At 44.1% G+C, this 14,086-nt stretch carries 13 protein-coding genes; 6 read left to right on the forward strand and 7 right to left on the reverse strand.

The features are described 5' to 3' along the window. Nucleotides 1–263 precede the first annotated feature (263 nt). From uvrA to uvrB, 3 genes are all read left to right on the forward strand, one after another. The gene (uvrA, locus tag EO98_RS06445; protein ID WP_048139294.1) at nt 264–3,245 is read left to right on the forward strand and encodes an excinuclease ABC subunit UvrA; all 2,982 of its coding nucleotides are present in this window, start codon (nt 264–266) and stop codon (nt 3,243–3,245) included. A gap of 115 nt (nt 3,246–3,360) precedes the next feature. Then, nucleotides 3,361–4,911: an excinuclease ABC subunit UvrC gene (gene uvrC / locus EO98_RS06450; protein WP_048139292.1), complete on the forward strand. Its 1,551-nt coding sequence runs from the start codon at nt 3,361–3,363 to the stop codon at nt 4,909–4,911. Nucleotides 4,912–4,957: 46 nt separating this feature from the next. Beyond that, nucleotides 4,958–6,970 (forward strand): excinuclease ABC subunit UvrB, encoded by a 2,013-nt coding sequence (uvrB, locus tag EO98_RS06455; RefSeq protein ID WP_048139290.1) that lies wholly within the window; start codon nt 4,958–4,960, stop codon nt 6,968–6,970. Between the two features lie 116 nt (nt 6,971–7,086). On the opposite strand, the gene EO98_RS06460 is transcribed toward uvrB, so the two are convergent. Then, the gene (locus tag EO98_RS06460; protein ID WP_048139288.1) at nt 7,087–7,689 is read right to left on the reverse strand and encodes a flavin reductase family protein; all 603 of its coding nucleotides are present in this window, start codon (nt 7,687–7,689) and stop codon (nt 7,087–7,089) included. 838 nt (nt 7,690–8,527) lie between these two features. Between EO98_RS06460 and EO98_RS17440 the strand changes: the two genes are divergently transcribed. Then, nucleotides 8,528–9,097: a PEF-CTERM sorting domain-containing protein gene (locus EO98_RS17440; RefSeq protein ID WP_082098506.1), complete on the forward strand. Its 570-nt coding sequence runs from the start codon at nt 8,528–8,530 to the stop codon at nt 9,095–9,097. An 86-nt stretch (nt 9,098–9,183) separates the two neighbouring features. On the opposite strand, the gene EO98_RS06470 is transcribed toward EO98_RS17440, so the two are convergent. Then, the gene (locus EO98_RS06470; RefSeq protein ID WP_048139287.1) at nt 9,184–9,468 is read right to left on the reverse strand and encodes a hypothetical protein; all 285 of its coding nucleotides are present in this window, start codon (nt 9,466–9,468) and stop codon (nt 9,184–9,186) included. Between the two features lie 218 nt (nt 9,469–9,686). Here EO98_RS06470 and EO98_RS06475 point away from each other — a divergent pair, with 218 nt between their 5' ends. Next, on the forward strand, nt 9,687–10,283 hold the full coding sequence (locus tag EO98_RS06475) for a PEF-CTERM sorting domain-containing protein (protein WP_048139283.1): 597 nt from the start codon (nt 9,687–9,689) through the stop codon (nt 10,281–10,283). 105 nt (nt 10,284–10,388) lie between these two features. Here EO98_RS06475 and EO98_RS18855 read toward each other — a convergent pair whose 3' ends face one another. From EO98_RS18855 to EO98_RS06495, 4 genes are all read right to left on the reverse strand, one after another. After that, nucleotides 10,389–10,550, reverse strand: coding sequence for a hypothetical protein (locus EO98_RS18855; protein ID WP_156165870.1), 162 nt, complete (start codon nt 10,548–10,550; stop codon nt 10,389–10,391). Nucleotides 10,551–10,628: 78 nt separating this feature from the next. Continuing rightward, the gene (locus EO98_RS06485) at nt 10,629–10,949 is read right to left on the reverse strand and encodes a hypothetical protein (RefSeq protein WP_048139279.1); all 321 of its coding nucleotides are present in this window, start codon (nt 10,947–10,949) and stop codon (nt 10,629–10,631) included. A gap of 162 nt (nt 10,950–11,111) precedes the next feature. Further along, nucleotides 11,112–11,483, reverse strand: a complete 372-nt coding sequence (locus EO98_RS06490) for a hypothetical protein (protein WP_048139275.1) — start codon at nt 11,481–11,483, stop codon at nt 11,112–11,114. A 324-nt stretch (nt 11,484–11,807) separates the two neighbouring features. Next, complete coding sequence (locus tag EO98_RS06495) at nt 11,808–12,950, reverse strand: TIGR04083 family peptide-modifying radical SAM enzyme (RefSeq protein ID WP_048139270.1); 1,143 nt, start codon at nt 12,948–12,950, stop codon at nt 11,808–11,810. Nucleotides 12,951–13,413: 463 nt separating this feature from the next. Here EO98_RS06495 and EO98_RS06500 point away from each other — a divergent pair, with 463 nt between their 5' ends. Beyond that, nucleotides 13,414–13,629 carry a YegP family protein gene (locus EO98_RS06500; protein ID WP_048135114.1) on the forward strand — a complete coding sequence of 72 codons (216 nt, stop codon included), beginning with the start codon at nt 13,414–13,416 and terminating at the stop codon, nt 13,627–13,629. Here EO98_RS06500 and EO98_RS06505 read toward each other — a convergent pair. Next, nucleotides 13,621–14,028 carry an inorganic diphosphatase gene (locus EO98_RS06505; RefSeq protein ID WP_048135112.1) on the reverse strand — a complete coding sequence of 136 codons (408 nt, stop codon included), beginning with the start codon at nt 14,026–14,028 and terminating at the stop codon, nt 13,621–13,623. The genes EO98_RS06500 and EO98_RS06505 overlap by 9 nt on opposite strands. Between the last annotated feature and the right edge of the window lie 58 nt (nt 14,029–14,086).

The raw sequence follows: 14,086 nt of genomic DNA on the forward strand, positions 1-14,086 counted from the left end.
ATTTATAACTACCTATTTATAATAATACGCAGAATTATCTGCCTGAACACATTATCCGAAAAGTGAAAAGAAAATATGAAGAGAAAATGTGAAGAGAAAATGTGAAGAGAAAATGTGAAGAGAAAATGTGAAGAGAAGTTCTTCAAAAATGATTTTGCTTCTTGCTTCAGATTATTTTTATCTTAACCTCAAAATCTTAACTCAAAGTTTTTAAGTCCTTACTTTATCCATCCAATTAATGAGAAAAACCCGAGAGAAGAAATATGAAAAATATCATCGTTAAAGGGGCGCGGGAACACAACCTGAAAGACATTACCGTAGAACTTCCGCGGGACAAATTCATCGTTATCACCGGCGTCTCAGGCTCGGGGAAATCCACCCTGGCCTTTGACACTATCTATGCCGAGGGGCAACGGCGCTATGTGGAGTCCCTCTCTGCTTATGCGCGGCAGTTCCTCGGGCTTATGAACAAGCCGGATGTGGACAGCATCGAAGGGCTGTCTCCGGCAATCTCGATAGAGCAGAAAACAACTTCTAAAAACCCCCGGAGTACGGTGGGGACCGTCACTGAAATCTATGACTACCTCAGGCTGCTTTTTGCAAGGGTTGGGACTCCTTACTGTCCTATCCATGATATCAAAATAGAGTCCCAGTCTCCGGAAAGGATCGCGGACAGCCTCAGCAGGGAATGCGAGGGAATGGTTACAATCCTCGCTCCCATAGTCCGCCAGAAAAAAGGGACTTATCAGCAGCTTTTCAGGGACCTGAACAGCGAAGGCTTTACCCGGGTCAGGGTAAACGGGGAAATCTACAGGACCGACGACGAGATCTCCCTTGACCGCTACAAAAAGCATGATATTGAAGTGGTAATTGACCGCCAGGACCCTGCCGAAGACCGGTCAAGGCTTGTCGAAGCCTGCGAAAATGCTCTCCGGAAAGCTGAAGGGCTCTTAATTGCCGTCGATTCCGAAGGGAAAGACCACCTTTATTCTTCGAACATGGCCTGTCCTGTCTGCGGGATGGCTTTTGAGGAACTCCAGCCCAGGATGTTTTCCTTCAACAGTCCCTTCGGGGCATGTGAAACCTGTAACGGGCTCGGGATTAAGATGGAGTTCGATCCTGACCTCATAATTCCTGATAAAAGCCTGTGCATTGCCGACGGAGCCGTTGCTCTTTACAGGAACTTCCTTGACGGCTACCGAAGCCAGCACCTGACAGCTGTTGCAAAGCATTTCGGTTTTGATATATTTACCCCTCTTGAAGCCCTCTCAGCGGAGCAGTACAACGCCCTCATGCACGGCTCAGATGATCGAATCCAGTTCAGCATGAGCATGAAGAACGGGGACGCCCAGTGGTCCCACAAGGGCACATGGGAAGGGCTTCTTCCGCAGTCTGAGAGGCTTTATAACCAGACGAAGTCCGAGTACCGGAGAAAAGAACTCGAGAAGTTCATGCAGGTTCGCCCCTGTCCGGATTGTGAAGGCAAGCGCCTGAAAGAAAAGGTTCTTGCAGTCAAGCTCTCCGGAAAGTCGATTGTGGATACAACAGACCTTTCCATTATCCAGTGTATCCGGTTTTTCGAAAACCTGACGCTTTCGGAAAAAGAGCAGGAAATCGCAAAACAGGTCTTGAAAGAAATTCGTTCCCGGCTGGGTTTCCTTGAGCACGTGGGGCTTGGTTACCTGACCCTTTCCCGCGGTGCAGGCACTCTTTCCGGGGGAGAAGCCCAGCGGATCAGGCTGGCAACACAGATCGGTTCAAACCTCATGGGAGTACTCTACGTGCTTGACGAACCTTCCATAGGGCTGCACCAGAGGGATAACGAGCGGCTGATCCAGACCCTGCAGACCCTGCGGGATCTCGGGAACACCCTCATCGTGGTAGAACATGACGAGGATACTATCAGGGCTGCGGACTATGTGCTCGATATAGGCCCGGGTGCAGGGATACATGGAGGTTATGTGGTAGCCGAAGGGACACCCGCAGAAATCGAGAGAAATCCGGAGTCTCTGACAGGCAAGTACCTCTCAGGAGAAAAGCAGATAAAGCCTCCAGCCCTCCGCCGCCAGAGCGAGGCCTTCATCCGACTGAAAGGCTGCCGGGCAAATAACCTGAAGGACATCGATGTGAATATCCCCATAGGGCTTTTCACAGTAATTACCGGGGTTTCGGGTTCCGGAAAATCTACCCTTATCTATGATACTCTTTATAAAGCCCTGATGAAGAAGATTAACAAATCAAACGTGACACCCGGGGAATATGACGAGCTGGTTTTTGACTCCGAGCTCGATAAGGTAATTGTTATCGACCAGAGCCCCATAGGCAGGACCCCGCGCTCGAACCCTGTGACCTATACCAAGGTCTTTGATGCGATCAGGCAGGCTTTTGCCGAAACAAAGGAAGCAAAAATCCGTGGGTACAAAACCGGGCGCTTTTCTTTCAACGTAAAAGGAGGGCGCTGTGAAGCCTGCCAGGGAGACGGGCTGATCAAGATTGAAATGAATTTCCTGCCTGATGTTTACATTGAATGTGAAGAATGCAAGGGCACGCGCTATAACCGGGAAACCCTTGAGGTAAAATACAGGGGCAAATCGATTTCCGAAGTCCTGGACATGACCGTGGAAGAGGCTGCCGAGCAGTTTGAGAACATCCCTGCAATCAAAGGCAAGCTCGATACCCTCACGCGAGTAGGGCTGGGATACATCAAGCTCGGGCAGAGTTCAACGACCCTTTCCGGGGGAGAAGCCCAGAGAATAAAGCTGACCCGCGAACTTTCTAAAAAGGGCACAGGAAAGACCATTTATCTTCTTGACGAGCCCACAACAGGGCTGCATTTCCATGACGTTAAAAAATTGATTTCAGTCCTGAACGGCCTTGTTGCAAAAGGAAACACTGTGGTTGTTATCGAACACAACCTGGACGTCATCAAGTCAGCGGACCATATAATCGATCTCGGTCCCGAAGGCGGGAATGCAGGCGGGGAGATTGTTGCCACAGGTACGCCAGAAGAAATTGCCCTGGTCCCGGAAAGCTATACCGGGCGCTTCCTTGCTCCCAGACTTTCGGGAGAGAGGAACTCATACCTGGAGTCGGGAGCGCAGCCCGTTGAGGCAGTTTTCGAGGACGGGGAAGATTATGAGGCCGATTTTGAAGAGTTCGAAGAGGACTCGGATGAAAGTCTTGAAGGAGAACCAGAAGACTTCGATGAAGGACCGGATGAGGTATTTGAAGGACAGGCGCTTTAAAGGATTTCTGAAAAAAGATTTCTGAAAAAGGATTTCTGAAAAAGGATTTCTAAAAAAATTAAAACCTGAAAACCGGATTTGAGTAAACCAAATTTGAACGCAATGAGGCTCAAAAATGATTGATCTGGATGCTCTTCCGCACCTGCCCGGCTGCTACCTTTACATGGACGAGGACGGGGTTGTGCTCTACGTGGGGAAGGCAAAGGACCTTAAAAAAAGGGTGAACAGCTATTTCCAGAAAAGGGACCACGACCCTAAAACAGCGAGCCTTGTGCAGGCTGCCAGGGGCCTTGACTTCATTGTCACAAATACGGAGGTGGAAGCCCTGCTCCTTGAGAATACCCTGATTAAGAAGCACTGGCCCAGGTACAATATTCTCCTCAAGGACTCAAAGCGATATGCCTGCATCCACCTTACCGGAGAAAAATTTCCCCGGATCATGATTTCCCGGAAAAATACCGGAGAAGGAGAGTTTTTCGGGCCTTTCGTTTCTGCAAAGGAAAGGGACTACATCTTCGAGGTCGTAAGAAAAACCTTCCAGCTCAGGACCTGTAAAAAAATGCCTGTACGTGCCTGCCTCCGCTATCACATCGGAGTATGCAGCGGACCATGCATAGGCAGTATTTCCATGGAGGAGTATGGAGAGAAGGTAAAAAGGGCCACTTCTGTCCTGAAAGGCAACATCAGGGAACTTATCGAGTCCATGGGAATAGAGATGAAAGAGCTGGCTTCCAGGCAGCAGTTTGAGCAGGCCCTGGAACTCCGAGATGAGATTGCAGCCCTTGAAAGCCTTCAGGAAAAGCAAAATATGGAGAGGCAGAAGAAGCATGACGAGGACATTCTGAACTACATTGTCAGGAATGATACCGTCTACCTCATGCTCTTCAAGGTTTACAAAGGGACTCTGGAAGACAAGCAGGACTATGTCTTTGCCTTCGGGCAGGAGTTTCTGGAAGAATTTCTGGTGCAGTATTATTCCGAGAATGACCCGCCTGAGGAACTGATCGTTCCCGAGCCTCTTGAAGAGTCCCTTATAGAATTCCTGGCGCATGTGAAGGGAAAGAAAGTGAAAGTAACAGTTCCGAAGCAGGGAGAGAAAAAAGAACTTCTCGACCTGGTCCTGAAAAATGTTGAAATAGGATTTTTCGGGGACAGAAAAAAAATCGAAGCTCTGCAGAGTAAACTCTCTCTCCCCAAACTCCCGAACGTTATCGAGTGCTTCGATATCTCCCACCTCTCAGGCACGGCTACGGTCGGTTCGATGGTGCAGTTCAGGGGAGGCAGGCCTGATAAACATAATTACCGTCGCTTCAAAATCGAAAGTATAGAAGGAATTGATGATTTTGCTTCCATTGCAGAGGTTGTGCGGAGGCGCTATTCCCGCCTGCTTGAAGAAAAACACGACATGCCTGATTTAATTATCATAGATGGGGGCAAAGGGCAGCTCTCTTCAGCTTTCCAGGAACTCAGGAAACTGAAGCTCAGAGTCCCGATTATTTCCATTGCCAAGCGGGAAGAGGAAATTTATGTACCAGGGCTTAAGTCCCCTCTCCCCATAAAAAAAGATGAAAAAGCCTCTCTCTTTGTCCAGGAAATCCGGGACGAAGCCCACAGGTTTGCAATCAACTACAACCGCCTGCTCAGGCAAAAGTCACTGATCCCGTAAATAAAAGTCATTGGTCTCGTATAACTATAGAGAAGGTCTTGATTACATGAAAGTTTCCAGCCAGACACCCGAGCCATTATCCGGAAAAAAGTTCGAAACAATACACGATGCACGGTACTGGGACAGCCCTCAGTTTAAACTGATTTCCGATTTTGAGCCCAGGGGCTCTCAGCCAGAAGCTATCAGGCAGCTTGTAGAGGGGCTGGAGAAGAAAGAAAGATGCCAGACTCTTCTAGGGGTCACAGGGTCAGGAAAGACCTATACGGTCGCGAATGTCATAAACCAGGTCAGAAAACCGACTCTTGTCATTGCCCATAACAAGACCCTGGCTGCCCAGCTATATAATGAGTTCAGGGAGTTCTTCCCTGAAAACCGCGTTGAGTACTTTGTCTCATATTATGACTATTACCAGCCTGAATCCTATCTTCCTGCCAAAGACCAGTACATTGAGAAAGACGCGCAGATAAACCCGAAGATTGAACAGATGCGCCTTGCAGCTACAGCCTCCCTGATGTCACGCCAGGACGTAATTGTGGTGGCTTCCGTGTCCTGCATCTACGGGCTTGGCAACCCTGAGAACTTCCAGAAGATGGGGTTTGAACTGAAGGTTGGAGATAAGGTCCAGAGAAAGGAAATCCTTGAGAAACTTATCGATATCCAGTTTGAAAGAAATGACCTGGAACTCATGCCCGGGCGCTTTCGCGTAAAAGGAGACACTATTGATATCATTCCCGGTTACTTCGATGACATCATCCGGGTTGAGCTCTTCGGGGACGAGGTTGACCGTATTTCCGAACTGGACAAGCAGACAGGGCAGCGAAAAGAAGAGATGGACTACTTCTTCGTCTACCCTGCCAGGCATTATGTTATCCCTGAAGAGGAGCAGAAAAGCGCAATCCAGGCTATCCTTGAAGAGCTTGAGGAGCGCCTGCCTGACCTCGGGCTGCTCGAGTCCCACAGGCTGAAGCAGCGCACGCTCTATGACATGGAGATGATTGAGGAAACAGGCAGCTGTAAGGGCATTGAGAACTACTCAAGGCACTTTGACCACAGGCAGCCCGGAGAACAGCCTTTCTGCCTGATTGACTATTTCCCTGAAGATTTCCTCCTGGTCATTGACGAAAGCCACCAGACCATCCCCCAGCTGCACGGAATGTATAACGGAGACCGCTCGCGGAAAAAGAGCCTTATTGATTACGGCTTCAGGCTACCCAGTGCATTTGACAACAGGCCCCTGAAATTTGACGAATTTGAAAAATACATGAAAAACGTGGTCTTCGTCTCGGCAACCCCTGCAGACTACGAGCGGGAGCAGTCCGCCCGGATCGTGGAACAGATTATCCGCCCGACAGGCCTCGTTGACCCTGAGGTTGAGGTACGCCCCCTTGAGGGCCAGGTCAGGGACGTTATGCAGGAGGTCAGGAAAATAGTGGACAGGGGAGACCGCGCCCTTGTGACTACCCTGACCAAAAAGCTCGCAGAAGAACTGACCGAATTCCTTGCCAGAAACGAGATCAAAGCCCGCTACCTGCACTCCGATATCAAGACCATCGAAAGGACAGAAATCATCCGTGAACTGCGCCTTGGCAAATTCGATGTCCTTGTCGGAATCAACCTGCTCAGGGAGGGGCTTGACATCCCCGAGGTGGGCTTCATCGGTATCCTGGACGCAGATAAGGAAGGCTTCCTCAGGGACTCAAAGAGCCTAATCCAGATCATAGGCCGCGCAGCCCGGAACTCCAGTTCAAAGGTCGTCCTCTATGCCGACAGGATGACCGATTCCATCAAAAAAGCTGTAAACGAAACCGAACGCCGCCGCGCAATGCAGATCGCCTACAACGAAGAACACGGCATTGTCCCGACAACCATCCGAAAACCAATCAGGGAAAAAGTAGTGGATATTACCGACACCAAACACATCCCGAAGACCGATATCCCCAACGTAATCATTGAACTGGATACGGAGATGAGGGAAGCTGCGGACAGGCTGGACTTCGAACGCGCAATCCAGCTCAGAGAAATCATAAAGAGACTGGAAAAAGAGATAAAAACGGTGTAAGTAGTTGAGATAGCTGAGTCTTTAACTAAACTCAGCTATTTCCCTTTTTCTCAAGGTAATGAATTTTCGTTCATCTCATAATTTTCGTTCATCTCATAAGCCAGAAAGGCCGGAACTCAGGGCATCGGGCTTAAAACCTCTTTTTCTCCAAGAAACATTTCAGAGTAGTCTGCCGATCTACCGGCATCTCTGGGGCAGGTGAAAGTAAGGCTTTTTGGTCCGAGAATACAGGACAGGGGTTTTGCTTTTTCAAAATCCATTCTGCCTTCCTCATCAAAGAAGTTCTCATCAACTTCCAGGTTTACGACTTTTCCTATTATCAGGGAAAACTTTTCTCTCAGGATCTCCTCCACAAGGGTGCATTCGGCCCAGGCAAGGCATCCTTCAATTCCGGGAGCACTTACCATCTCAGAGAAGTGGGGCCTTAGTCCGGCCATTTCGAATTCATCTACTTCCGGGGGATAATTCCGGGAACAGACCATGACGGCTTCTTCCATCCCGACGGGAGGAATATTGATGACAAATTCCCCTGTTTCACGGATATTTGTGAGTGTATCACGCTTGAGCCAGGAAGCAAGAACTACTTCCTCCAGGGGGCGAAGGATTGGAGTTATATTAGACCAGGGGGCAGCATTTCGGGTTCTTTCTTTAGAGACCGTGGAAATAAGGGCAACAGGCAGGGGAAAGATTTGCTCTCTTTTACTCGGTTTTAATTTCATTCGTTCACCTCGAAACCTCATAAATTACAATGTTATTATTTTGAATCCATTTAACATTTTATGTTATTATTTATTGACATGTTACGAATATCTAAATGTGAATCGGAAAAGAATGCTTCATATCCTGATATGACGGATTATAGAATCAGAGTACCTGTGGCAAGAGCATGTATCCTCCTAAATCTCATGACAAAAAGATGCGGGCCTGAAAACAACATAAAGTCTTCTTCGGAAAACCATATCCCAGATATATCTTTGAAATGGATGTGGAGAATAGGGAAGCTACTGGCAGGCTGGACTTCGAGCGTGTAATCCAGCTCAGGGAACTGAGAAAGAGCCTGGAAAAAGAGGTAAAAACGGTGTGAAGGTGAGAAAAGCCTTCGGAAATGAAATTTTTCTTCAGTTTTTCATTTTTTAATAGTTCTTTTCATTATATTGTCTTGCCTTAAAATATCCCTCTATATTAGTCTTTTCATTTTTATATTTACTTAGTATTATTTTTTTTGAGGTTTGCTCTGCTTGAATCTCAAATTCTCATAAATTTGATGGAAATTTATAACCAAGATGAACAGTTTGCTTCTATCTTTACTTTTTTTATAATTATATGTAACTCCTTATATTAAATGAATATCAAAAATTTCTATAATTTAATTTTGACCAGAAGGTCTATTGATACTGATTGCTTAGGTTTTTATGCCCTATACTGTTTTAAGTATATTTAACTAAATAAGTTTATCTAATCATTGATCGATAGAAAAACATTCACTTAATTTCTCTAAAGGAGGTTTGATGGGTGAAGTTAAAATATATTATTGGAGTTCTTGCACTCTTTCTACTTATGGTTGGCACCGCAAGTGCAGAAACATTCTTATTAACTGAGACAACTGATGATTATAATTATGGTATATCTATAAAAGTTCGGGTAGATTATAATCCCACAGACAACACTTTGACGTTCCAGGTTATAGAACCTCAAAATAAAGTCTATGATGGTTACACTATTTCAAACGTAGATCTTAAGAATATCTGGATCAAAACCACACCTGATAAAGTTAGTGTCATCTCACCTAACAACGTGTGGAACGATCCTGCTAATAACCATGGTAGTATAGGTAATTTTGGAGCCTTTGACACCCAGATCACTAAAGAACAAGATATTAAATCACCAGGTCCTGTTACCATAAAACTGGCCGATGGCCTTACTCTAGACGACCTTATAGCAAATTCAAATGATGGCTATGTCGTAGCTGTACATGTTGGATTTCAAAAAGCTGGAGTAGCTGGAGAAATAGGATGTAGTGGTAAGGTTAGAGGCAATACATTAATTCCAGAGTTCCCCACAGTCGCTCTGCCTGTCGCTGCAATAATGGGAATAATGTTCATTTTCGGTCGCAGAAAACAGGAATAAGCGACTAATCTTTAAGGCGCGAACCCCCCTTAAAAATTAACCTTTTCTTTTTTTTCGTTTTTGGGGATTCACTCAATCCTGACGCTTCATTCTCCGTCAGCGTCAGAGTCATCATTTTCATTTTCGTCTCTTTCGTCTCTTTCCGAATATCCTGTTTCCTCTGTCTTTCTTGCTTCTTCTCTTTCCTTTTCTGCTTTTATGAGCTCTCTTTCGGTTTCAGTTCCTAATTTCGTTTCTTGTGACTTTTTTGCGCCATATTTTGTATAGGCAAACATAGCCATCAGTACTATAAATGAAGCAAGTAAAAAAACGAGCATCGTATTGAGCATGTGACCATAAGTACCGAATGAAGTTTCAGAACCAAAAGCCAAATACAGTTACTCTCCAATTTTTTTAAAAAAATATATGCGTTTTTGTAAATGAAAAATCAATATATTTTCAGGATTTAATTTAATACTCAATGTCTTTAGCTGAGGATTAATTATTCTTTTACAATTACACTGTTTAAAGTATATTTAACTAAATAAGCTTATCTAGGTATAATTATATTAAAAACATTTTCGTAGTTTCTGTAAAGGGGTTAAAACAAATGAAAACAGTATATGTTATTGGAGTACTGGTGTTTTTACTGATTACGGTGAGTTCTGCGAGTGCAGCATCTTTTTATTTAACTGAGGTAAATGATCATACATATGATGGAAAGATTCGGATTGAAGTATCTTACAGTGGAAGCACTATAACTGTTAAAGATGTAAGTACTTCTCTTGATGGTATCTCAAACGTGGACATTAAAGAGATTGGAATTCAGCTTCCTACCGGATACAGAGTTACAAGTGTAGTCGATAGCAGTAAACCTGCTAATCGTTGGTCTGCTAGTTCCGGTAATTATCAGGAAAGTGAATTCGGACGTTTCAATACACAAATTATCAGAGACCCTGGTAAAAGCTCAAAAACTAGGGGTCCAATTACAATCAATTTAAATAAAGAGTTAGAAGGCACTCTTCCCTTAAACAACAATCAAAACAGCGTTGTTGTCCATATTTCATTTGGTGAAAAAAAAGAAGCTCTTGTAGGCAGCACATGGGTCGGAGGCAGTGCCCAGATTCCTGAATTTCCCTCAATTGCCCTGCCAGTTGCAGCAATAATGGGCTTAATGTTCATTCTGGACACCAGAAGAAAAGAATAAGGAATTAGAAAAGAATAAGGAATTAATTTTAGTTGTTTGCATGGATGCCCTTTCACATAATAAAGGGCTTTTCTCTTTTTACTCCATCTCTCAGGAAATCGGTTATTATTCTTCTTTTTCCTCCATCAGCTCTTTAAGTCTTTTTTTCTCAGCAATTTGCCGGGCAATTCTTTCAGCTTCGGCTTTCTCTCTTTCTTCACGCATTTTTTTTGTGACTTTCTTTGTATAAATAAATACAAACAGTAGGGCAACAAATGAAATCAGCAAAAAAATGATTATCATGTTCAGTGTGGGTTCGATGTTCATTCCCGGTCACCATTAATAAGTTGGTGGGAGTTCTATTTGTTAATTTCTAAAAAATGGAAGAAAATCTTCTTCCTGAAAGCTTATTTTATAATATCCGCCATACCTTTCAGTAATTTCCCTGGCAGTATTGTAGGCATCATACAGATTGTAGATCCAGAACAGCGGATAGAGGATGTAACCGATTAAAACTATTGCTCGGAAGCCGAAAAGAAATGCAAGAATGATAAAGACAATCCCAATAGAGGCAAGAATGAAAAAGATAATCCCTTTCATGATCTGCCCGTTATAAATCTGCCCGAGGCCCGGGATGAAGAATGACAGTACTGCAGCAATACCGGGGGTTTTCCCTGGTTGAGACATTTTTTATGCTCCCTTCCCTGTTTTTGATTGTTTTTTTCCAGGTAATATTTTCACCGGGTAATATTTTCACCGGTTGATAGAGCCTATTTTTCGAACTCAAGTAAATATTCGTCATATAACCCGGATTAAATTAAAATCAAACTTGATTATTTGTCAAACTGACTAAACATAATAAGCTACATAGAAGCGGTAAGCAACCTTAACTTCGTCCATTTCCCTGGATACCGGTTCAAAATCCAACTGATCAGTTTTGTAAACTTTTTCTCCGAAGTCTTTGAATGTGACCTCACATTTTGTATTTTCGGGAAGCTGAGCCTCAAAACTATCGCATTTTCTGCAGATTTTATGAATAAGAGTTTCTGTTTCTCCGGGACTAAAGGTTTTTTTGTTTTCAGGCCTGTAATTTACTTCAACCGTCAGTTCTTCTTTGCTGAGCAGATCTGCCCAGAAACCAGAGAGTTCTGCTCCTTCTATCCTGTAGTCCTGAAGTTCGAAACTCCTTGTTATCGTGTTCTTTATCTTACCTTCTTCCATATATTTAGTTTAGAAAGTGGGTATATATAAACTATTTCAATAAACAACAGAGATACATTAAAAAAGGTATACAAAAGGGGAACTGACAAAATGAGATTTAGTCCATGAGGCTGAAATTCCGGCTGAAACTTCCAGTTGAATTGTTTTATTTTGGAGTCATGAAACTGTCGTTCGTGAAAACGCGCCCGTGAAAATGATATATAAATGCTGACAATAGCCCTGAAGTTTCGGGTGACTTAAACAAAAAAGCTCTTTTGACCCGGATTAATAAAAAGTGAAATTAAGAGTGAGTTTGGTCAAACTCAACTCATCTGGCCCTCTTAATCAGATCTTCTTAAGCATGAGAGACATTATGCCCGGCTTTGAAGGTTTCATTGTCTGGGGCATAAACATATCCATGCCGCCAGCGGACCCGAACATTTCCTCGTTGACTCGTTTGGTTATTTCATCGAATATCATCTTATAGGCAACGCAGTGCGGGTCGACACCTTTTATTTCCCCGTCCGTGGGTACTATAGCATTGTAAGGGCATCCGCCTCTGCAGTACTTGATATGGGCGCATTTGCCGCATTCCGTGTCTACGTACTCCTTATATTGGTGCATGAGCTTCCAGGCATCGGACTGGGCGAGGTCTGCCATGGTTGGGTGGTCATATACATTGCCCATGACATACTCGGGCATGCCTACGAAACGGTAGCAGGGGTAGATTGCTCCATCAGGGCCCACTGCAAAGGTATCTCCCATGCAATCCACGAAGGTGCAGACAGTGCCTCTGCCTGTGAACACACACTTGCACAGGTGGTCAATGTTCATGACCTCAATCCTGCCCACGTTTTCCAGATATTTGTCCAGAAGGTAAATTAAGAGTTCCCCATACTCTTCAGGATCAAGTGCCCATTTCTCGGGGTTGTCATCCTTCAAAGACGGCAGGCAGGCGTGCAATTTAAGTGTTAAACCTTTTTCCAGGTAAAAATTGAAAATATCCTCCCTGAACTTTACGGAATGGGAGGTAAAAGTAGTGATGAATCTCACCAGCAGCCCGTGAGCTCTGGCAATCTCATAGCCTCTCATGGTCTTTTCATAGTACCCTTTTCCCCTCTGCAGGTCGTTAAGCTCCTGGGGACCATCCAGACTGGAACCGATTGGAATATTGTATTTGGCAAGAATCTCGGCTATTTCCGGGGTAAGCTTCCAGAGGTTTGTCTGTATGGCAAAAGCAACTCTCCTGGAACTCAAGCCTTCAGCCAGCAAGGGTAAGGCTTCCCGATAAAAGTCCGCTCCTGCCAGGAGAGGCTCTCCACCATGGAAGGTAAAAGTAACCGAATCCCCCCTGAAGCCCTTAAGCCATTCAACCACTTCTTTAATGGTTTCGATACTCATTATCGGGGATTTTTCCTCGGAACTCCAGCAATAACTACAATTCGCAGGGCAACCCAGGGTAGGGATTAGCATCACATGAAAAGGCATATTAAAGCACCTTTTTTATAAGCTTCTTTAAATTATTAGTAGTTTTCTAAAAGTTGTCCTTTCAGTAAATCAGTTGTTAAAGGATTCTTCAAAGAATTTTATTCTTCATTAAAAGTTTTCACTCTGCTAACTTCTCTCTGCTAACTTCTCTCTGCTAACTTCTCTCTGCTAATTTCACTCTGCTAATAGATAAGTAAATTTGATGAAGCCTAAATTGTAGTTCTAATTTTAGTTTCCTATACATTTAGATAGATTATTAATTAGTTAATTGAATCAAATCTCTTAAAGGGTTCTCAAACCCACTCAGAAAATATCCTTAATCGTTAAATCTTAAGTTTCAGTGCTTAATATTTGAGATATTCTAAATCTAAAACACGTTCTAAAAGAGCATTTGGTGACTGACGACAGATCGTTTAAAGTTTGAACCTCCGGATTTAGAGGAGGATCAACTGAGGGGAATAGAATGGCTAAATTTGAAGTTTATCCGGATGAATCCGGAGAATACCGTTTCAGATTGAGAGCAAGAAACGGGCAGATTATCGCTGTAAGCCAGGGCTACAAAAGCAAGGAAGGTTGCGTGAGGGGAATCCAGTCCGTAAAAGCAAATGCTCCGACTGCACGGATAGTTTTTCTTGAAGAGGAACCTGATATAAAAAAAGGAGTTGGAGTTTCAGTTTAATCTCTCGAGTTCGATTCCTTCAAACCGGCATTTTGTGATTTTTCCTTCATGAAAAGCATAGAGAAATACTTTGAAAAGGGCATAAAGCCTGAAATAATAAGAAAGCAGGACAGGAGAACAAAAGCCACTGATATATACCAATCTCTTATCATCCCGGATAGAATTGTCAAGGAACCTTACAATCCCATCAAAGCTCTCCCTTTCAAGGGTGCTTCCTCTGGGCAGGCGGGGACCGAGCACAACCACATCTTCTTCCATGCCGTCCGGACTCGTTGTACCCTCTACGAAACCATAATTAAAGATAGTAGGCAGGGGAGAAATAAAAGCTCTTTCATAGCCTTTTTCTGTTTTTCGGTATTTCGAAAAACTGTATTTGGGAGTTTCTATAAATATTTTCATATCAAATTTTCCTGCGTGTGTTCAGGATCAGCTTTTATCTCTATTTCGCTTTTTTCTT

Source organism: Methanosarcina sp. 2.H.T.1A.6 (assembly GCF_000979455.1).
GTDB lineage: Archaea > Halobacteriota > Methanosarcinia > Methanosarcinales > Methanosarcinaceae > Methanosarcina.